13 protein-coding genes are annotated in these 19,713 nt (G+C 68.9%); 8 read left to right on the top strand and 5 right to left on the bottom strand.

Annotated features, from left to right (window positions below; genetic code table 11):
* Positions 1 to 198 precede the first annotated feature (198 nt).
* Positions 199 to 2,025, top strand: a complete 1,827-nt coding sequence (locus tag DIE06_RS21050; protein ID WP_124663003.1) for an autotransporter assembly complex family protein — start codon at positions 199 to 201, stop codon at positions 2,023 to 2,025.
* Between the two features lie 28 nt (positions 2,026 to 2,053).
* Positions 2,054 to 6,109, top strand: coding sequence for a translocation/assembly module TamB domain-containing protein (locus DIE06_RS21045; RefSeq protein WP_124663002.1), 4,056 nt, complete (start codon positions 2,054 to 2,056; stop codon positions 6,107 to 6,109).
* Between the two features lie 136 nt (positions 6,110 to 6,245).
* Here the strand turns inward: DIE06_RS21045 and metG are convergent, their stop codons facing one another.
* Entirely contained in the window at positions 6,246 to 8,408 is a 2,163-nt protein-coding gene (gene metG / locus DIE06_RS21040; protein ID WP_124663001.1) for a methionine--tRNA ligase, read from the bottom strand.
* Positions 8,409 to 8,784: 376 nt separating this feature from the next.
* Positions 8,785 to 9,426 carry an OmpA family protein gene (locus DIE06_RS21030; protein ID WP_059603759.1) on the bottom strand — a complete coding sequence of 214 codons (642 nt, stop codon included), beginning with the start codon at positions 9,424 to 9,426 and terminating at the stop codon, positions 8,785 to 8,787.
* Between the two features lie 352 nt (positions 9,427 to 9,778).
* Here DIE06_RS21030 and apbC point away from each other — a divergent pair, with 352 nt between their 5' ends.
* The 5 genes from apbC (at position 9,779) to DIE06_RS21005 (ending at position 15,496) form a co-directional block, all read left to right on the top strand.
* Entirely contained in the window at positions 9,779 to 10,870 is a 1,092-nt protein-coding gene (apbC, locus tag DIE06_RS21025; RefSeq protein ID WP_124663000.1) for an iron-sulfur cluster carrier protein ApbC, read from the top strand.
* Positions 10,871 to 11,002: 132 nt separating this feature from the next.
* A complete protein-coding gene (sodC, locus tag DIE06_RS21020; protein ID WP_124662999.1) occupies positions 11,003 to 11,539 on the top strand; it encodes a superoxide dismutase [Cu-Zn] in 537 nt (178 codons plus the stop codon).
* 193 nt (positions 11,540 to 11,732) lie between these two features.
* The gene (dcd, locus tag DIE06_RS21015; protein ID WP_006398615.1) at positions 11,733 to 12,302 is read left to right on the top strand and encodes a dCTP deaminase; all 570 of its coding nucleotides are present in this window, start codon (positions 11,733 to 11,735) and stop codon (positions 12,300 to 12,302) included.
* 81 nt (positions 12,303 to 12,383) lie between these two features.
* Entirely contained in the window at positions 12,384 to 14,663 is a 2,280-nt protein-coding gene (locus DIE06_RS21010) for an arginine/lysine/ornithine decarboxylase (protein ID WP_124613500.1), read from the top strand.
* The gene (locus DIE06_RS21005) at positions 14,663 to 15,496 is read left to right on the top strand and encodes a lysozyme inhibitor LprI family protein (protein ID WP_124662998.1); all 834 of its coding nucleotides are present in this window, start codon (positions 14,663 to 14,665) and stop codon (positions 15,494 to 15,496) included. The genes DIE06_RS21010 and DIE06_RS21005 overlap by 1 nt, the downstream gene beginning before the upstream one ends.
* Positions 15,497 to 15,583: 87 nt before the next feature.
* Here the strand turns inward: DIE06_RS21005 and DIE06_RS21000 are convergent, their stop codons facing one another.
* The 3 genes from DIE06_RS21000 to DIE06_RS20990 form a co-directional block, all read right to left on the bottom strand.
* A complete protein-coding gene (locus DIE06_RS21000; protein WP_124662997.1) occupies positions 15,584 to 16,267 on the bottom strand; it encodes an HAD family phosphatase in 684 nt (227 codons plus the stop codon).
* A gap of 103 nt (positions 16,268 to 16,370) precedes the next feature.
* Positions 16,371 to 17,780: an argininosuccinate lyase gene (gene argH / locus DIE06_RS20995; RefSeq protein ID WP_124662996.1), complete on the bottom strand. Its 1,410-nt coding sequence runs from the start codon at positions 17,778 to 17,780 to the stop codon at positions 16,371 to 16,373.
* Positions 17,781 to 17,919: 139 nt separating this feature from the next.
* Positions 17,920 to 18,729, bottom strand: coding sequence for a helix-turn-helix transcriptional regulator (locus DIE06_RS20990; protein WP_124662995.1), 810 nt, complete (start codon positions 18,727 to 18,729; stop codon positions 17,920 to 17,922).
* Between the two features lie 191 nt (positions 18,730 to 18,920).
* On the opposite strand from DIE06_RS20990, the gene DIE06_RS20980 reads away from it, so the two are divergent.
* A complete protein-coding gene (locus DIE06_RS20980; protein ID WP_124662994.1) occupies positions 18,921 to 19,673 on the top strand; it encodes a class I SAM-dependent methyltransferase in 753 nt (250 codons plus the stop codon).
* The last annotated feature ends 40 nt before the right edge of the window (positions 19,674 to 19,713 follow it).

Raw genomic sequence — 19,713 nt, 5'->3', positions numbered from 1 at the left:
TTTACCGCATCGCGGGGAACAGCCGGCGGCAATCGCGCGTCGAATCCGCAGGCCGGCGCCTGCGGTGCGACCGGCCGGGCCCGTGCGCGCGTCGTTGCGTGCAAGCGTCAAAGCGGCGCCCGTGCGGGCAGGCCCGCCGCCCTGTGGTCAAATACAGGGTTTTCCACACAACCACGACAACCGAGGGCGAGGTCATATTTGGCGGGTCAGGCGAACCAGCAGGCACATACGGCGCATGAGGCGAGCCCGCGCGCGGCCCGTGACCCCGGTCGCCGCGCACGGCGCGGCGTCGGTGCGGCGGCCCGGGCAGCCCTCGTGGGCTGTCTCGCCGCGTTCATCGTGTTGCCGGCCTACGCGAAGTACGACGTCGACATCGACGCACCGCGTTCGATCCGCAAGCTCCTCAAGGCCCATCTCGACATCGCGCGCTTCGCGAAGCGCGACGACATCAGCGACGACCAGTTCGACTTCCTCGTGACCGCCACCCCGCAGCAGGTGCGCGACCTGACCGCGACGGCCGGCTACTTCTCGCCGGTCGTGCGCACCGACGTACGCACGCGCGACGGCAAGCGCGATGTGCGCGTCGCCGTCGACCCGGGGCCGCAGACCGTCGTGTCGACGGTCGATCTGACGTTCAAGGGCCCGGTCGGCACCGAGGATCCGAAGCAGGAGGCCGCGACCCGCTTCGCGTTCTCGCTGAAGCCGGGCGATCCGTTCACGCAGTCCGACTGGGACGGCGCGAAGGGGGCCGCGCTCAAGCAACTGCAGTCGCGCCGCTACCTGGGTGCGAAGATCGCGTCGTCGGAGGCGCGCATCGACCCGCGCACGCAGCGCGCGACGCTGGCCGTCACGTTCGACAGCGGCCCGACGTTTACGATCGGCAAGGTCGACGTCGACGGCGTGCGCCGCTATCCGGAGCGGATCGTCACGAACGTCAATCCGCTGTCGGAAGGCGAGATCTACGCCGTGCAGCGGATCACCGAGCTGCAGCGGCAGCTGCAGAACACGCCGTACTACGCGAGCGTCGCGATCGACGTCGGCGACGATACGGCGAAGCCCGAGCGCACGCCCGTGCACGTGAAGGTCAGCGAGTTCCCGTACAACAGCATTCGCGGCGGCGTCGGCTACGCAACCGACACGGGCCCGCACGTGCAGGGCTCCTACACGTACCTCGACACGTTCGGCGCAGCGTGGCCGCTCACCGTGTCGGGCCGGCTCGACCAGATCCAGCAGTATGGCCAGGTCCAGCTGTCGATGCCGCCCGGCGCGAAAGGATGGACCAACAGCGTGCTCGCGTCGTACACGAACACCAACGTGTCGGACACGCGCATCTACAGCGCGCGGGTCGGCGTGCAGCGCACGCGCACCGGTCAGTTCATCGACTACGCGTACTCGCTGATGTTCTACCAGGACCGGCTCGACCAGAACGGCGCGGGGCCCACCACGAGCCGCGCACTGGTGCCGCAGTGGGCATGGACGCGCCGCAACGTCGACGATCCGCTGTTCCCGCGCTCGGGCAACCTGATCCACGCGGAGGCCGGTTTCGCGATCAAGGGCGTGCTGACCGACCAGACCTTCATCCGCGGTTACGCGCGTGGCCAGCAGTACGTGCCGGTCGGCCGGCGCGACCTGTTCGTGTTCCGCGCGGAGCTCGGCGGCGTGTTCACGAGCGGCAGCTCGACCGGCGTGCCGGCGTCGCTGCTGTTCCGTGCGGGCGGCTCGAACTCGGTGCGCGGCTACGGTTACCAGAGCATCGGCAACAGCGTCGACGGCTCCGTGCTGCCGACCAAGTACCTGATGACGGGCACGGCCGAATACCAGCACTGGTTCAACCGCGACTGGGGTGCCGCGACCTTCTTCGATATCGGCACCGCGACCGATGCGTGGGGCGAGCGCGTGTTCTACCCGGGCGTCGGCATCGGCGCGCGCTGGCGCAGCCCCGTCGGCCCGATCAACGTCGACGTCGCGTACGGACTGCGCAACCACAGCGTGCGCCCGTACCTGACGCTCGGCATCGCTTTCTGACCTTATTGCCCGAGCCACGACGAACCGCATGACGAAGGACCCGAACGACACGCCGCCGCCTCACGATCCGGACTCGCCCGAGCGCGCGCCCGACGCGCCGCCGCGCGCGCCGCGTCGCGGGCGTGCGGGCCGGATCGTCGCGTGGACGCTCGCGACGGTCGTGCTGCTCGTCGTGCTGGCGGCCGCGCTCGTGCTGGCCGCGGCGACGACCGAGCGCGGCACGCGGCTCGCGTGGCAGACGGCCGTGCGCGTGCTGGGCGGCCGGCTGACGGGCACGCTGGACGGCGGCGCGCTCGCGACGGGCGTGCGGCTGCGCGGCTTCGCATGGACGAGCCCCGGCGGCGCCGGCACCGAAGTGCGGATCGACCGGCTCGACGGCCGCTGGGCGCTGAGCCGCGCGCCGTGGCGGCTGTCGGTCGCTTACCTGCGTGCCGGCACGATCGACGTGCGGATCGCGCCGGGTCCGTCGACGCCGGCCAGGACGCCGCAGGACCTGAGCCTGCCGCTGCAGTTGCGGATCGACGACCTGCGCGTCGATCACCTGGCGATTCACGAAGGCGGCTCGACGACGCGGCTCGACCATCTCGCGCTGAACGGCCGCAGCGACGGCCGCCACCATGAACTCGCGCTCGACGGCGTCGACACGCCGTACGGCGCGCTGACCGCGCGCGCGAAGCTCGACGGCGTGAAGCCGTTCGCGCTGACGGGCAACGCGACCTACGTGGGCAAGCTCGCCGACGAACCGGTCAACGCGAGCGCGAACGTATCGGGTTCGCTCGAGGCGCTCGTCGCCGACGTCGCCGCGAGCGGGATGAAGCTGAATGGCCGCGCGCACGTCGAGGCCGCGCCGTTCGGCGCGGTGCCGCTCACGCGCGCGTCGCTCGCGTTCGATCACGTGAACCCGCAGGCGATCGCACCGGGCGCGCCGGCCGCCGACCTCGCGGTGCGCGCGGAGCTCGCACCCGTGACCGCGCCGGCCGGCGCCGCACCGGCGAAGGGATTTGCCGTGACCGGCCCGGTATCGATCGTCAACGCGAAACCCGGCACGCTCGGCGAGCACCTGCTGCCGGTCGTCGACGCGCGTGCGACCGTCAATCTCGACGCGCACGCGCAACGGATCGACGGCCTCGCGCTGAAACTGATCCGGGACGGCAGCGTGACCGGCAACGGCACGCTGACGGGCGGCAAGGGCCGCTTCGACCTGAAGGTCGCGAATCTCGACCTCAATGCATTCGTCGCCGAGTTGCGGCCGATGCGCCTCGGCGGCCCGCTCGGCGTGACGCTCGCCGGCGACGTGACGACCGTCGACTTCGACCTGAACGATCCGAAGCTCGCGCTCGGCGCGCGTGCGAAGGTCGCGCTGACGCCGCAGCAGACGGTGCTGACCGATGCGCGCGTGACGGCGGGCAAGGGCCGCATCGACCTGACCGGCGTGTTCCGTCACGACGCGCATTCGAGCTACGACGCGAAGGCGACGCTGACCGCGTTTGATCCGCTGCTGCTCGCCGCGATGAAGGCGCCGAGCGCGGGCGGCGGCAAGCCGGCCGCAAAAACCGCGCAGGCAGCGGCCAAGGCGCCGGCCAGGCGCGGCGAGACGCGCGTGTCGGGCACGCTGACGGCATCCGGCGCGTTCGCGCCGCAGGTGTCGACGAAGGCGACCTTCAAGCTCGGCGACAGCCTGTACGACGGCGTGCCGCTGACCGGCGCCGGCGTCGTGCAGCTCGCCGGCACGCGAATCCTGCCGAGCAACGCGACCCTGTCGATCGCGGGCAACCACGTCGACCTGCGCGGCAGTTTCGGCGCGCTGGGCGACCGGCTGCGCTTCGTCGTCGACGCGCCGGAGCTCGACCGGCTCGGCTTCGGCGTGCAGGGGCTCGTGCAGGCGCAGGGCGAGCTGACTGGCAGCTTCGCGCATCCGAACGTGGCGGCCACCTACAAGGCCCAGCACGTCGTGGTCGGCTCGAACCGGATCGGTGCCGCGCAGGGCCGCGCCGACATCCGCGACGGCGCGCACGGCGCACTCGTGCTCACGGCCGACGCAACCGATATCGCACTCGGCTCGCTGCAACTGAAATCGCTGCGCGCGAACCTCGACGGCACGCGCGCGAAGCACACGCTCGACGCATCGGCGATCGGGACGGCCGGCGGCCGCGTGATCGACCTCACGCTCGCGGCGAACGGCGGCGTGATCGAGAACCGCGACGGGATGCGCTGGGACGGCACCGTCACGCGCCTCGCGAACCGCGGCACGCCGGCGGTGGCGCTGCAGGCGCCGCTCGCCGTGTCGGCCGGCGCCGGCCGCTTGACGCTCGGCGCGACGCGGCTCACGCTCGAAGGCGCGGCGATCGACCTGAAGTCGTTCGTGTTCGATCACGGCCAGATGCGCTCGGCAGGCTCCGTGCGCAACGCATCGGTCGCGCGCTTCCTCGAGATCCGCCAGGAACTGACCGGCCAGCGGCCGCCGGTGCGCACCGACGTCGTGCTCGATGCCGACTGGGATTTCTCGCTCGGCGCGAACGCGACGGGCTACGTGCAGGTGAAGCGGCGCGGTGGCGACGTGACGATCGAGACCGCGCGCGGCATCGCCTCGCTCGGGCTGACCGACCTGTCCGCGCGCGCGAGCTTTGCACCCGGCAACCGGCTCAACGTGGTGGCGCTCGCGAAGGCGAACCGGGTCGGCACGCTCGACGCGAACGTCACCGTGCCGTTCGCGCTGCGCGACAGCGTGTTCGGCGTTGTCGACGACGGCCCGCTGTCGGGCCGCATCGACGCCGACATTCCGTCGCTGAAGGCGACCGGCAACCTGTTCGGGCCGAGCTACCTGCTCGGCGGGCGCGCCGCGCTGCACCTGACGATCGCGGGCACGCCGGTGAAGCCGAACGTGTCGGGGATGCTGACGGGCGACGATCTGTCCGCGACGCTCGTCGACCAGGGCGTTCAGCTGAAGGACGGCATCGTGCGCGTGAAGCTCGCGGAGAACCTCGTCGAATTCCAGCAGGTCGAGTTCCACGGCGGCGACGGCACGCTGCGCGCGATCGGCCGCGTGCGTCTCGACGGCGAGGCGCCGGACCTGACCGCGAGCATCGTCGCGGACAAGCTCGAGCTGTTCGCGGCCCCGGACCGCAAGCTGTCGCTGTCGGGCAAGGCGACCGTCGCGAACGACGGGCCGCGCGGCGCGCTGTCGATCGACGGCAAGTTTGTCGTCGATCGCGCGCTGTTCGACCTGCCGGAGGAATCGGCGCCGCATCTGTCGGACGACGTCGTGATCGTGCGCCCGGACGGCACGGTGCGCGGCGACGTGCAGACGGGTACCGCGGCCGCGAAGCCGCAGAAGGTCACCGACAAGCCGGCGCCGTCGCTCGCGCCGCGCGCGAACATCGACATCGACCTCGGCAACAACTTCCGGTTCAGGGGCCACGGCGCGGACCTCGGGCTGCGCGGCACGATCACCGTGATGAGCGCGCCGGGGGTGCCGCTGCGCGCGGTCGGCAACGTGCGCGTGACGGAAGGGTCGACCTACACGTCGTTCGGCCGCAAGCTCGCGGTCGAGAACGGTTTCTTCACGTTCAACGGCCCGGTGTCGAATCCGGGCATCAACATCCTCGCGATGCGGCGCAACCAGGAGGTCGAGGCCGGCGTGCAGGTCATCGGCACGATCCAGTCGCCGACGGTCAAGCTCGTGTCCGAGCCGAACGTCACGGACAACGAGAAGCTGTCGTGGCTGCTGTTCGGTCACGGCACCGACCAGGGCAACAACGTCGGCCAGCAGAACGCGATGACCGCCGCGCTCGGGCTGCTCGGCAGCGCGACCGGCAAGCGTGTCGCGCAGAGCATCGGCCTCGATGAATTCTCGATCGGCCGCAGCGACGTCGGCCTGACCGATGCGCAGGTCGTGCAGATCTCGAAGGCGATCAACGAGCGCTTCGTGCTCGGCTACGAGCAAGGGCTGCAATCGGCGAGCAACGCGTTCAAGGCGACGATCAACCTGACGCGCTTCTGGTCGGTGTCCGCATATGGCGGCACCTTCCAGGGCGTCGACCTGAACTACACGCGGCGCTTCGATCGGTGGTTCGGGCAGCGGTGATGGCGGCGCGTAACCCGCGCGTATCGAACGCGTTGCCCGGCCTGCATGGCCGGTCGCCTGGCCGGTGGCGCAAATACAAAAAAAGCCCCGCACGCATCGTGCGGGGCTTTCATGCTCGAGCGGCGGCGTGCGCTGCTTACTTCACGCGCATGCCGGGCTTCGCGCCGCTGTGCGGCTCGAGGATGTAGAGGCCCGGCTCGGCCTTCTCGTCGGCAGCCGACGCGGCGAGCACCATCCCTTCGGACAGCCCGAACTTCATCTTGCGCGGCGCGAGGTTTGCGACCATCACCGTCAGCTTGCCGACGAGCTGCTCGGGCTGGTACGCGGACTTGATGCCCGAGAACACGTTGCGGGTCTTTTCCTCGCCGATGTCGAGCGTGAGCTGCAGCAGCTTGTCCGAGCCTTCGACGGCCTGGCACGCGACGATCTTCGCGATACGCAGGTCGACCTTCGCGAAATCGTCGATCGAGATCGGACCGTCGTCGGCACCGTTCGCGGCGGCCGCCTTCGCGTTCGCCTTGGCGTTCTTCCCTTCCTTCGCGGCGTTGGCGGCGGTCGCTCCCGCGGCAGCGGCGCCGGCGGCCTCGGCCTGCAGCGAATCGCGGTTCGCGGCGAGCAGCGCGTCGATCTGCTTCGGATCGACCCGCGTCATCAGGTGCTGGTACGCCTTGATCGGCTGCGCGGACGACAGCGGCTTCGCGGCGTCGGCCCACGTGAGCGGCGCGATCCCGAAGAAGGCCTCGACGGCTTCGGCCACGCGCGGCATCACCGGCTTCAGCGCGAGCGACAGCAGGCGGAACGCCTCGAGGCTCACGCTGCAGGTTTCGTGCAGCGCGACCGCATTGGCCGGATCCTTCGCGAGTTCCCACGGCTTCGCGCCGTCGACGTACGCATTCACTTCGTCCGCGAGTTCCATCGTCTGGCGCAGCGCGCGGCTGTATTCGCGGGCTTCGTAGTGCGCGGCGATCGTGGGAATCGCATCGCGCAGCGTCGCGACGAGCGGATGGTTCATCGCGCTGTCCTGCACGCGGCCGTCGAAACGCTTGATCAGGAAGCCGGCCGCGCGGCTCGCGATGTTCACGTACTTGCCGACGAGGTCGCTGTTCACGCGCGCCTGGAAGTCGTCGAGGTTCAGGTCGATGTCTTCCATCGTCGCGTTCAGCTTCGCGGCGAAGTAGTAGCGCAGCCATTCGGGGTTCAGGCCCGTGTCGATGTAGCTCTGCGCGGTGATGAACGTGCCGCGCGACTTCGACATCTTCGCGCCGTCGACCGTCAGGAAGCCGTGCGCGAACACGTTGGTCGGCGTGCGATGGCCCGAGAACTCGAGCATCGCAGGCCAGAACAGCGTATGGAAATACAGGATGTCCTTGCCGATGAAGTGGTACTGCTCGGCGGTCGAGCCCGCGCGGATCCACGCGTCGAAGTCGATGCCCTGGCGGTCGCACAGGTTCTTGAAGCTCGCGTAGTAGCCGACCGGCGCGTCGAGCCACACGTAGAAGTACTTGCCGGGCGCGCCCGGGATCTCGAAGCCGAAGTACGGCGCGTCGCGCGAGATGTCCCAGTCGGCGAGCCGGGCTTCACCGGCGTCGCCGAGCCATTCGCGCATCTTGTTGGTGGCTTCGGGCTGCGCGAGGCCGCTGACCCATTCGCGCAGGAACGACTCGCAGCGCGGGTCCGACAGACGGAAGAAGTAGTGCGTCGACGTCTTGCGCACCGGGGTCGCACCGGACACGACCGAGTACGGGTTCAGCAGCTCGGTCGGCAGGTAGGTCGAACCGCACACTTCGCAGTTGTCGCCGTACTGGTCCTTCGCGTGGCACTTCGGGCATTCGCCCTTGATGAAGCGGTCCGGCAGGAACATTTCCTTGACGGGGTCGTACGCCTGCTCGATCTCGCGCTCGGCGATCAGGTCGTTTTCCTTCAGCGCGAGGTAGATCTTCTCGCTCAGCACGCGGTTCTCGTCCGAGTCGGTCGAGTAGAAATTGTCGAACGACACGCCGAAGCTGTCGAAGTCGCGCTTGTGCTCGGTCCACACGCGGTCGATCAGCTGCTTCGGCGTGAGGCCTTCCTTCTCGGCGCGCAGCATGACCGGCGTGCCGTGCGTATCGTCGGCACCGATGTAGTAGACCTCGTGACCGTGCATTCGCAGCGTCCGCACCCAGATGTCGGTCTGGATGTACTCGACCAGGTGGCCGATGTGGATCTGGCCATTGGCATAGGGCAGTGCGGACGTAACGAGGATCTGGCGGCTGCCTTGCGGCGCCGCGGCCTGCACGGAAGTGAGGTCGGATGCGGACATAGGATCTGTAGAAGAACGGCGGAAACGACGGAAACTGCGATTCTAGCAGGGGCGCGGGCAGCTCAGTCGGGGCGGGCGCCGTGGATCGGGCGCCGGGAGGGGCGGGACCGCCGGAGCGGCGTGCCCGGCGGTATGCTGCTGCGGCGCAGCATGCGAATTCCGGGCAAAAAAAACCGGGGCGGATACGGCCCCGGAGCAACAACGACAAGAGGAGAATGGTGACGCGCCGGCAGCGCCAGCCGCGTACCGTAAAGACAGACCGCGGGTCGCGACAGAAGTTCGAAAATTTTTTCGATTTGTTACGGATCCCGCTGGAAGCCTTGTACGGCGGGGTCGTGCGCCGGGCGCGCGGCCCCGTCTCCTCTCGTGGCGATGCTTACTGCTGTGCTGCGCGCAGGTAGATCTCGACGCGGCGGTTTTGCGCGCGGCCGGCTTCGGTCGCGTTGTCCGCGATCGGGTTCGACGGCCCCATGCCCTGTGCCGACAGGCGGCCGCCGGCGACGCCGCGCTGCACGAGCGCGTTCACGACGCTCTGCGCACGGTTCTGCGACAGCGTCTGGTTCAGCTGTGCCGAGCCCGTGCTGTCCGTGTAGCCGACGATCGATGCCGTCACCTGCGGGTTCTGGTTCAGGGTCGTCGCCAGGTCGTTCAGCAGCGGCGTGAAGGCCGGCGTGATCGCGTACTGGTTCGTCGCGAACGTCACCGAGCTCGGCACGTTCAGCTTCAGCGAGCCGTCCGGCTGCTCGGTCACTTGCGTACCCGTCTTGGCTGCCGACGGCGCGAGCTTGTTCTTGATCGCTTGCCAGTTGTAACCCGTTACACCGCCGACCAGTGCGCCGACGCCCGCGCCGATCGCCGCGCCCTTGCCGCCGCCCGCCAGCGCGCCGATGCCTGCGCCGAGCGCTGCGCCCGTGCCGGTACCGACGGCCGTGTTGCTGCCTTGCTGCGTTGCGCAGCCTGCCAGCAGTGCGCCGGCCAATGCGAAGACGGACAAGCGGGTCGCGATTTTCATGTTCATCTTGGATTCCTCTCTTGGTTGAACGAGTCGACAACGACGACAAACAACAGTTACGGCTCCCTGCACGGACGCCCGAAAAAGGAGGGCAGGCCCGTGCCCGCGGCAGCCGCCGAGGCGACCGCATGCCCTGTTCGCCAGCGTGGCTGTTCCGGACAGGGTGACGCGTCAGCCTCTACAATATAGGCGGTTGGTGGCCGATTTGGCCCCATAGCATGCCGCACGCGAAGATTGCTCCGCCGCGCGCGTTCGCGCAATGGCGTGCAACAGATTCTTTCACTTTTCCCGATTTTCGCAGCGTTATTTGATATTTTTTGACGTTCGTGCGCGAAAAAAACGTTTTCACGGAGTTTCGATGAGCATTGACCGGGCACAAGTCGACGCCGCACTGGCGGCTGTCGTCGACCCCAATACCGGCCGTCCGTACGCGGCGAACAAGGGCGTGCGCAATGTCGCGATCGACGGCGACGCCGTGGCGGTCGACGTGGTGCTCGGCTATCCCGCGCGCAGCCAGCACGACGACGTGCGGGCGCGTATCGCCGATGCGCTGAAGGCCGTGCCGGGCGTGCGCGATGCACGCGTCGCCGTTTCGCAGGAGATCGTCGCGCACACGGTGCAGCGCGGCGTGAAGCTGCTGCCGAACGTGAAGAACATCGTCGCGGTCGCGTCGGGCAAGGGCGGCGTCGGCAAGAGCACGACGGCCGTCAACCTCGCGCTCGCGCTCGCCGCGGAAGGCGCGTCGGTCGGCATTCTCGACGCCGACATCTACGGTCCGTCGCTGCCGACCATGCTCGGCATCCATGGCCAGCGGCCCGAGTCGCCCGACAACCAGTCGATGAACCCGCTGGTCGGCCACGGGCTGCAGGCGAATTCGATCGGCTTCCTGATCGAGGAAGACAACCCGATGGTGTGGCGCGGCCCGATGGCGACGTCGGCGCTCGAGCAGCTGCTGCGCCAGACCAACTGGCGCGAGCTCGACTACCTGATCGTCGACATGCCGCCGGGCACGGGCGACATCCAGCTCACGCTCGCGCAGCGCGTGCCGGTGACGGGTGCCGTGATCGTGACGACGCCGCAGGACATCGCGCTGCTCGACGCGAAGAAGGGCCTGAAGATGTTCGAGAAGGTCGGGATTCCGATCCTCGGCATCGTCGAGAACATGAGCATCCACGTCTGCTCGAACTGCGGCCACGAAGAACACATCTTCGGCGCGGGCGGCGCCGAGCGGATGGCGCAGGATTACGGCGTGAACGTGCTCGGCAGCCTGCCGCTCGACATCGCGATCCGCGAGCGCGCCGACAGCGGCATGCCGACGGTCGCGGCCGAACCGGACGGCGCGCTGGCGCGGCGTTACCGCGACATCGCGCGCGGGGTCGCGCTGGCGATCGCCGAGCGCGCGCGCGACATGACGTCGAAGTTCCCGTCGATCGTTGTTCAAAATACGTAAAACCCTTGCGGGGCGGGGCCTCACGCTGTTTACGGCGCCGCGAGGCGCGGTATCATGGCGACTTTTCCCGGGTCCCTTTACCCGCCCGGCATGGCCGCCGTGTCAACGGCCGCCAGCCGGCATGAGGATCGAATGAACCAACGACATCACGGCGTGCGCGCCGGCCGCGCGCGGCGCGCGCTGCTGGCCGCCGCCGCGCTGGGCCTTCTGGCCGGCTGTACCTCCTTTTCCTCGTCGCACGAAAAGCGCGCCGACGCCCAACTGCAGCCGACCGTCGGCGCGCAGGCACGCGGCGCGGTGACGTTCGTCGAACGCCCGGACGGCGTCCAGGTCACGTACAACCTGGCCGGCCTGCCGCCGAACAGCGATCACGCGCTGCAGGTGCATGAGCGTGGCGACTGCAACGCGGGCGACGGCTCGAGCGCCGGCCAGGTGTTCGCGCCGGCCGCCGACCGGCTGCGCGCGGGCGCGCGCGTCGCCGGCGATCTCGGCAACATCCATGCGGATGCGAACGGCGTCGCGGCCGGTTTCATCGTCGCGCCCGATCTGGCCCTCGACGGCGTGCGTTCCGCGCTGAACCGCTCGGCGCTGGTGCACCGCGATCCGGGCGATCCCGCGTTTCCGCAGCATGGCGCGGGGCCCGCGCTCGCCTGCGGCGTGATCCGTTGACGGCCGCCGCGTGCGCGAGCCGATGATCGCGTAAAATGTCCGCCTTTCCGGGTCGTCGCGTCGCGAGCGGCCCTTCCTGATTGTCACGCAGCGTTTCCTGGCGCCCCGATATGAAACGACCCCAACGCTCACTTTGTTCGCTGTCCCCCGCGGGGACGGCCAGCCGCCCTGGGACGGCCCGGCGGAGGCAGGCATGAGCATCAAGTCCGACAAGTGGATTCGGCGCATGGCCGAAGAACACAAGATGATCGAGCCGTTCGTGCCCGATCAGGTTCGCGCGTCCGAGGACGGTCGCAGGATCGTCAGCTACGGCACGTCGAGCTACGGCTACGACATCCGCTGCGCGGACGAATTCAAGATCTTCACGAACATCAACTCGACGATCGTCGATCCGAAGAACTTCGACGAGGGTTCGTTTGTCGATTTCAAGGGTGACGTGTGCATCATCCCGCCGAACTCGTTCGCGCTGGCCCGCACCGTCGAATATTTCCGCATCCCGCGCACCGTGCTGACCGTCTGCCTCGGCAAGTCGACGTACGCGCGCTGCGGGATCATCGTCAACGTGACGCCGTTCGAACCCGAGTGGGAAGGCTACGTCACGCTGGAATTCTCGAATACCACGCCGCTGCCCGCGAAGATCTACGCGAACGAAGGTGTCGCGCAGGTGCTGTTCTTCGAAAGCGACGAAGTGTGCGACGTGTCGTACGCCGATCGCGGCGGCAAGTATCAGGGTCAGCGCGGTGTCACGCTGCCGAAAACCTGATCTGGTTGCATAACGTCTCACCGGTTTCCGGGTGACCGCTGCGCGTGACGCGCCGCGGTCGTTCTTTTTGGAGAATCGCCCATGAAGTTTCGTTTCCCCGTCGTCATCATCGACGAAGATTTCCGCTCCGAGAACATCTCGGGCTCCGGCATCCGGGCGTTGGCCGAAGCGATCGAGAAGGAGGGCGTCGAAGTCCTCGGCCTCACGAGCTACGGCGATCTGACGTCGTTCGCGCAGCAATCGAGCCGCGCGTCGTGCTTCATCCTGTCGATCGACGACGACGAACTCATGCTCGGCGAAACGGGCCCGGACGGCGAACTGCCCGAGCTCGCGACCGCGATCATCGAGCTGCGCGCGTTCGTCACCGAAGTGCGTCGCCGCAACGCGGACATCCCGATCTTCCTGTACGGCGAGACGCGTACGTCGCGGCACCTGCCGAACGACATCCTGCGCGAACTGCACGGCTTCATCCACATGTTCGAGGACACGCCGGAGTTCGTCGCGCGCCACATCATCCGCGAGGCGAAGGTCTATCTCGACTCGCTCGCGCCGCCGTTCTTCAAGGAACTGGTGAAGTACGCGGACGAAGGCTCGTACTCGTGGCACTGCCCGGGCCATTCGGGCGGCGTCGCGTTCCTGAAGAACCCGCTCGGCCAGATGTTCCACCAGTTCTTCGGCGAGAACATGCTGCGCGCCGACGTCTGCAACGCGGTCGACGAACTCGGCCAGCTGCTCGATCACACGGGCCCGGTCGCGGCATCCGAGCGCAATGCGGCGCGCATCTTCAGCGCGGACCACCTGTTCTTCGTGACCAACGGCACGTCGACGTCGAACAAGATCGTCTGGCACGCGACGGTCGCGCCCGGCGACATCGTGCTGGTCGACCGCAACTGCCACAAGTCGATCCTGCACGCGATCACGATGACGGGCGCGATTCCGGTGTTCCTCACGCCGACGCGCAACCACTTCGGCATCATCGGCCCGATTCCGCGCGACGAATTCAAGCCGGAGAACATCCGCAAGAAGATCGAGGCGAACCCGTTCGCGCGCGAGGCGATGCGCCAGAACCCGGAGATGAAGCCGCGGATCCTGACGATCACGCAGAGCACGTACGACGGCGTCGTCTACAACGTCGAGATGATCAAGGACCTGCTCGGCGACCTGCTCGACACGCTGCACTTCGACGAAGCGTGGCTGCCGCACGCGACGTTCCACGATTTCTACCGCGACATGCACGCGATCGGCGACGGCCGTCCGCGCACGGGCGCGCTCGTGTTCGCGACGCACTCGACGCACAAGCTGCTCGCGGGCATCTCGCAGGCGTCGCAGATCGTCGTGCAGGATTCGGAGAACCGCACGTTCGACAAGCATCGCTTCAACGAGGCGTACCTGATGCACACGTCGACGAGCCCGCAGTACGCGATCATCGCGTCGTGCGACGTCGCGGCCGCGATGATGGAGCCGCCGGGCGGCACCGCGCTCGTCGAGGAATCGATCGCCGAGGCGATCGATTTCCGCCGCGCGATGCGCAAGGTCGACGCCGAGTACGGCGACGACTGGTTCTTCAGCGTGTGGGGCCCGGACGACCTGTCGGAAGAAGGCATCGGCTCGCGCGACGACTGGATGCTGAAGCCGAACGACCACTGGCACGGCTTCGGTCCGCTGGCGGAAGGCTTCAACATGCTCGACCCGATCAAGGCGACGATCATCACGCCGGGGCTCGACGTCGACGGCGAGTTCGGCGAGACGGGCATCCCGGCCGCGATCGTCACGAAGTACCTGGCCGAGCACGGGATCATCGTCGAGAAGACCGGCCTGTACTCGTTCTTCATCATGTTCACGATCGGCATCACGAAGGGCCGCTGGAACTCGATGGTGACCGAGTTGCAGCAGTTCAAGGACGACTACGACAACAACCAGCCGCTGTGGCGCGTGCTGCCGGAATTCGTCGCGCAGCATCCGCGCTACGAGCGCGTCGGCCTGCGCGACCTGTGCACGCAGATCCACGACGTGTACCGTGCGAACGACATCGCGCGCCTGACGACGGAGATGTACCTGTCGGACATGGAGCCGGCGATGAAGCCGTCGGACGCGTTCGCGAAGCTCGCGCACCGCAAGATCGACCGCGTGCCGCTCGACGAGCTCGAAGGCCGCGTGACGAGCATCCTGCTGACGCCGTACCCGCCGGGCATTCCGCTGCTGATCCCGGGCGAGCGCTTCAACAAGACGATCGTGAACTACCTGCGGTTCGCGCGCGACTTCAACGAGCGCTTCCCGGGCTTCCACACCGACATCCACGGCCTCGTCGCGGAAGAGGTGAACGGCCGCGTCGAGTACTTCGTCGACTGCGTGCGCGACTGATGGCGACGCAGGGACGAATCCGGACGATGCGCGCGGCGCTGGCCGCGCTCGTCGCCTGGGCGAGCTGGTCGGCAGGGCCGGCGGGGCAGAACGTCGCGCATGCGGAAGTGGCGGCGGCCGACCCGATCGACGTCGCGATGCGGCAGTGTCTCGCGCGGCGCGACCGGTCGTCGACGGCCGGCCAGATCCAGTGCATGGGCGAAGCGCAGCAGCAGTGGCAGGCGGTGGTGGACGGCGCGTACCAGCGCCTGTCGAACGACGCGCCGGCCGACGCGAAGCGCGGCTGGCAGGACAGCCAGCGCCGCTGGGTCACGTGGCGCAAGGATGAAATTCATCTGCTGAAGGCCGTGTACGACACGACGCGCGGCACGTCGTACGCGATGTCGAGCGCCGACATGCAGCTGCAGCCGGTGCGCGATCGCGCGTTGGCGCTGCGCGCGGCGGCCGACCGCTATGCGCCGCCGCCCGCCGCCGTGCCGGTGGCGGCCACGAGTGGTGCGCAGGGTGGTGCGATGGCGGCACCGGGCGCTGCCGCGGCAGCCGGCGGCAAGCCGCCGGCGAACGCGCCGCGCGATCCGGCGATCCGCCGCGTGCGGCCGTGCGCGCAGGATGCCGCGTGCGAGCACGCGCTGTTCGATTTGAATCGCTATTATCAGAAGCTGCGTCGCAAGATGCCCGCGCATTCGGCCGCGACGCTGGTGCGCGCGCAACGCGCGTGGGTGGCGTTCAGCGATGCGACGGCGCCGCTCGTCGGCGAGGACGGCCGCGTCGACCTGATCGGCGCGCGCATCGCGACGATGAAGCGGCTGTCGGAAACCGCCGGCAACAACTGAGGATCGCCGCGACGCCGGGGAACCGGCGCGGCAACGCAAAACGGGCACCCTCGGGTGCCCGTTTGCATGTGGAGTGCCGCGTGGCGCTTACGCGGGCTGGTGCGTGTCCAGACGGCCGAACCACGACGGCACGAGCGCAACCGCGTCGTCGAGCGACGCGAGCACGTGCAGGCTCAGCGCGACGATCTCGGGCGTCGGCGCCTTCAGGTCGGGCACGGTGACGACCGATGCGCCGGCGCCGGCGGCCGACTGCGCGCCGAAGTCGCTGTCCTCGAACGCGACGCACGCGTGCGCCGGCACGCCGAGGCGTTCGGCCGCGAGCCGGTACACGGCCGGGTCGGGCTTGCCACGCGCGACTTCATCGCCGCCCGCGATCGCGCGGAAGAACGGCAGCACGCCGACCGCGTCGAGCCGCGCACGGATCACGTCGCGCGCGGACGACGACGCGACCGCGCACGGAATGCCGGCTTGCGCGAGCGCCTCGAGCAGCGTCAGTGCGCCGGACTTCAGCGGAAACTTCGGATGGGGTTCGGGCGCGGCGAGCTGCTCGCGCACGCGGATGCGCACGGCGTCGAACGTGTCGGGGTTGCCGATCAGGCGCGCGAGGATCACCTGGCCTTCGGCGAACGAGCGGCCGACGATCTGCAGGTAGTCGATCTCGGTCAGCACGACGCCGTGCGCGTTCGACACGTCGATCCACGCGTTCATGATGGTCCGCTCGGAATCGACGAGCAGGCCGTCCATGTCGAAGAGCGCGGCGGAGAAGGTCATCGGCGGGTCCGGAAAGCGGTGAAGCGGTGAAGCGGGGCGGGCGGCGCGATGGCTGCCCGAATGAATAACGGACGCCCCGTGGCGTCCGCTCGTGACAGCGTGCTTACTTGCCGAGCGCGGCGCGCGCGGCCTCGACCGCCGCACGCACCTGATCGGGCGCGGTGCCGCCCGGGTGGTTGCGGCTCGCGACCGACCCTTCGAGCGTCAGGTAGTCGAACACGTCGTCGCCGATCAGGTGCGCGACGTTCGGCAGTTCCTGCTTCATTTCGTCGAGCGTCAGGTCGGCGAGGTCGATCCCGCGGTCGTCGCAGATCTTCACCGCGTGCGCGACGGCTTCGTGCGCGTCGCGGAACGGCAGCCCGCGCTTCACGAGGTAGTCGGCGAGGTCGGTGGCGGTCGAGAAGCCCTGCAGCGCGGCCGCGCGCATCGCGTCAGGCTTCACGGTGATGCCCGCGACCATCTCCGCGAAGATCCGCAGCGTGTCGGCGACGGTGTCGACCGTGTCGAACAGCGGTTCCTTGTCTTCCTGGTTGTCCTTGTTGTACGCGAGCGGCTGGCCCTTCATCAGCGTGAGGAGCGCCATCAGGTGGCCGTTCACGCGGCCCGTCTTGCCGCGCGCGAGCTCGGGCACGTCCGGGTTCTTCTTCTGCGGCATGATCGAGCTGCCGGTGCAGAAGCGGTCGGCGATGTCGATGAAGCCGACGCGCGGGCTCATCCACAGCACGAGTTCTTCCGAGAAACGCGACACGTGCGTCATCACGAGCGCGGATGCCGCCGTGAATTCGATCGCGAAGTCGCGATCCGACACCGCATCGAGCGAGTTCGCGCAGATGCCGTCGAAGCCGAGCGTCTTCGCCACCGCGTGACGGTCGATCGGGTAGCTGGTGCCGGCGAGCGCGGCCGCGCCGAGCGGCAGGCGGTTCACGCGGGTGCGGCAGTCGCGCATGCGCTCGGCGTCGCGCGTGAACATCTCGACGTACGCAAGCAGATGGTGGCCGAACGTGACCGGCTGCGCGACCTGCAGGTGCGTGAAGCCGGGCATGATCGTGTCCGCGTTCTGCTCCGCGAGGTCGATCAGCGCGCCGCGCAGGTCGTTCAGCAGGCCGCCGATGCGGTCGATCTCGCCGCGCAGCCACAGACGGATGTCGGTCGCGACCTGGTCGTTGCGCGAGCGGCCCGTGTGCAGGCGCTTGCCGGCGTCACCGATCAGCGCGGTCAGGCGCGCCTCGATGTTCAGGTGGACGTCCTCGAGATCCAGCTGCCATTCGAATTCGCCGCGCTCGATCTCGCCCTTGATCTGCGTCATCCCGCGTTCGATCGCGGCGAGGTCGTCGGCGCTGATGATCTTCTGCGCCGCGAGCATGCTGGCGTGCGCGAGCGAGCCGGCGATGTCGACGAGCGCGAGGCGCTTGTCGAAAAACACCGACGACGTGTAGCGCTTGACCAGCTCCGACATCGGTTCCGAGAAGCGGGCCGACCAGGCCTCGCCCTTTTTGTGCAGTTGGGACGTCATGGCGATTCTTCGAAGGGGAGTTGGGCGGCGTGCGCCGCCGAGGGAATCCCGCAATTCTAGCATTCGCGGGGCCGGCGGCCGGCCTTCGCCGGCGCGGGCCGTCGGCGGCGCCTGTTCCCGTCGTTGGCGGGAGCGGGCCCTAGTCGCGCACGAGGACGACCAGCTTCAGGTCCTCGCGGTGCGCGGGCTTCAGCGTGATCTGCTGGTACACGAGACGGCCGTCGGCCGGATGGTCGAATTCGCGCAGGCCGCCTTCGCGCTCGAACACGTCCTGCGACGCCCAGTACTGCGCGAATGCATCGCTGCCGGCCATCAGCGCGTCGATCAGCGCGCGGGTCGGCGCGTCGGCGAGGTGGCGGATCGAGTCCGCACGGAATTCCGCCGCGAGCCGGCGCGCGCGGGTTTCCCAGTCGACGATCAGCGTGCGCGCGGCCGGCGCCATGAACGTGAAGCGCAGCAGGTTGCGGTCGTGCTCGCCGTCGAGCCAGCCCGTGAACAGCGCGGCGGCCGGCGCGTTCCATGCGAGGGCGTTCCATTGCCGGTCGAGCACGTACGCCGGCGTGGCGATCGCGGCGACGGTTGCGGCGAGCGTCGGCGGCAAGTCGCCGGCCGCGACGTCGGGCTCGGCCGGATCGCGCTGCGCGGCCAGCTCGAACAGGTATGCGCGCTCGGCCTTCGACAACTGCAGCGCGACGGCGATCCGCGCGAGCGCATCGGCCGACGCGGACACCGGGCGGCCCTGCTCGATCCACGTGTACCAGGTCGGGCTGACGCCGCACAGCTGCGCGACTTCCTCGCGCCGCAGGCCCGGCGTGCGGCGGCGCGGGCCGGGCGGCTGGCCGACGGCCTGCGGCGACAGCCGTTCGCGGTGCGCGCGGATGAATTCGCCGAGTGCGCGGGCGGGCGTCGCGTCGAGGGGCGGGGTCGGGGCGGAGGACGGCTGGTTCATGCGGAAACGGCTGAAACGACTGAATCGACGGAAAGGGGCGCCGGGGGCGCGACGAAGATCGTGGCAGGGATCAGGCAGGTGTAACAAATACCAGAATAACTGCTTAACTTGTACTGGTACAAGCGCGGCCCTATTGTAGCGATTCGCGCGCTGGCAGGCAGCGCGCGCCCCACCCAAGGAAGGAGCGAACGATGAAACACCACGACCAGGTCGCCGACGCATTCGGCACGACGGCAGCCGCCTACCTGACGAGCACGGTCCACGCGACGGGTGCCGATCTGCAGGCGCTGGCCGACGCCGTGCGCGCGACGCCCGAGGCCGCGGTGCTCGATCTCGGTTGCGGCGCGGGCCACGCGAGCTTCGCGGTCGCACCGCATGTGCGCGACGTGGTCGCGTACGATCTCGCCGCGCCGATGCTTGCGACCGTCGACGCCGCCGCGCGCGAGCGCGGGCTCGCGAACATCCGCACGCAGCAGGGGCCGGCCGAGCGGCTGCCGTTCGCCGCGGGCACCTTCGACTGGGTGATCAGCCGGATGAGCGCGCATCACTGGCACGACGTGCGCGCGGCGCTCGCCGAGGTCCGCCGCGTGCTGAAGCCGGGCGGCCGCGTGTTGATGATCGACATCGCGGGCAACGACCATCCGCTGCTCGACACGTATCTGCAGGCCGCGGAAGTGTTGCGCGACGCGTCGCACGTGCGCGACTACCGCGCCGACGAATGGCTCGCGATGTTCCGCGGCGCCGGGTTCGACGCGCACGTGCAGAGCCGCTGGCGCCTGCCGATCGATTTCGATACGTGGGTCGAGCGGATCCGCACGCCGGCCGACAGCGTCGCGGGCATCCGTGCGCTGTGGGTGCATGCGCCCGACGAGGTGCGCGGCTACTACGCGGTGCAGCTGGATGGATCGTTCGAGCACGATGCGTTGCTGATCGACGCGCAGTAAGCACGCGGCGCGTCGGCCGTTGCGTTCGCGCCTCTCGATG

Source organism: Burkholderia sp. Bp8998, assembly GCF_003854235.1.
Taxonomy (GTDB): domain Bacteria; phylum Pseudomonadota; class Gammaproteobacteria; order Burkholderiales; family Burkholderiaceae; genus Burkholderia.
Note: the sequence above shows the minus strand (reverse complement) of the source record. Positions and strands in the feature narration are given on the sequence as shown.

Bases quoted from the DNA above. Each gene is read 5' to 3' on its own strand.
- DIE06_RS21045 (WP_124663002.1), top strand. From the start codon at position 2,054: ATGACGAAGGACCCGAACGACACGCCGCCGCCTCACGATCCGGACTCG.
- metG (WP_124663001.1), bottom strand. From the start codon at position 8,408: ATGTCCGCATCCGACCTCACTTCCGTGCAGGCCGCGGCGCCGCAAGGC.
- DIE06_RS21030 (WP_059603759.1), bottom strand. From the start codon at position 9,426: ATGAACATGAAAATCGCGACCCGCTTGTCCGTCTTCGCATTGGCCGGC.
- apbC (WP_124663000.1), top strand. From the start codon at position 9,779: ATGAGCATTGACCGGGCACAAGTCGACGCCGCACTGGCGGCTGTCGTC.
- sodC (WP_124662999.1), top strand. From the start codon at position 11,003: ATGAACCAACGACATCACGGCGTGCGCGCCGGCCGCGCGCGGCGCGCG.
- dcd (WP_006398615.1), top strand. From the start codon at position 11,733: ATGAGCATCAAGTCCGACAAGTGGATTCGGCGCATGGCCGAAGAACAC.
- DIE06_RS21010 (WP_124613500.1), top strand. From the start codon at position 12,384: ATGAAGTTTCGTTTCCCCGTCGTCATCATCGACGAAGATTTCCGCTCC.
- DIE06_RS21005 (WP_124662998.1), top strand. From the start codon at position 14,663: ATGGCGACGCAGGGACGAATCCGGACGATGCGCGCGGCGCTGGCCGCG.
- DIE06_RS21000 (WP_124662997.1), bottom strand. From the start codon at position 16,267: ATGACCTTCTCCGCCGCGCTCTTCGACATGGACGGCCTGCTCGTCGAT.
- argH (WP_124662996.1), bottom strand. From the start codon at position 17,780: ATGACGTCCCAACTGCACAAAAAGGGCGAGGCCTGGTCGGCCCGCTTC.
- DIE06_RS20990 (WP_124662995.1), bottom strand. From the start codon at position 18,729: ATGAACCAGCCGTCCTCCGCCCCGACCCCGCCCCTCGACGCGACGCCC.
- DIE06_RS20980 (WP_124662994.1), top strand. From the start codon at position 18,921: ATGAAACACCACGACCAGGTCGCCGACGCATTCGGCACGACGGCAGCC.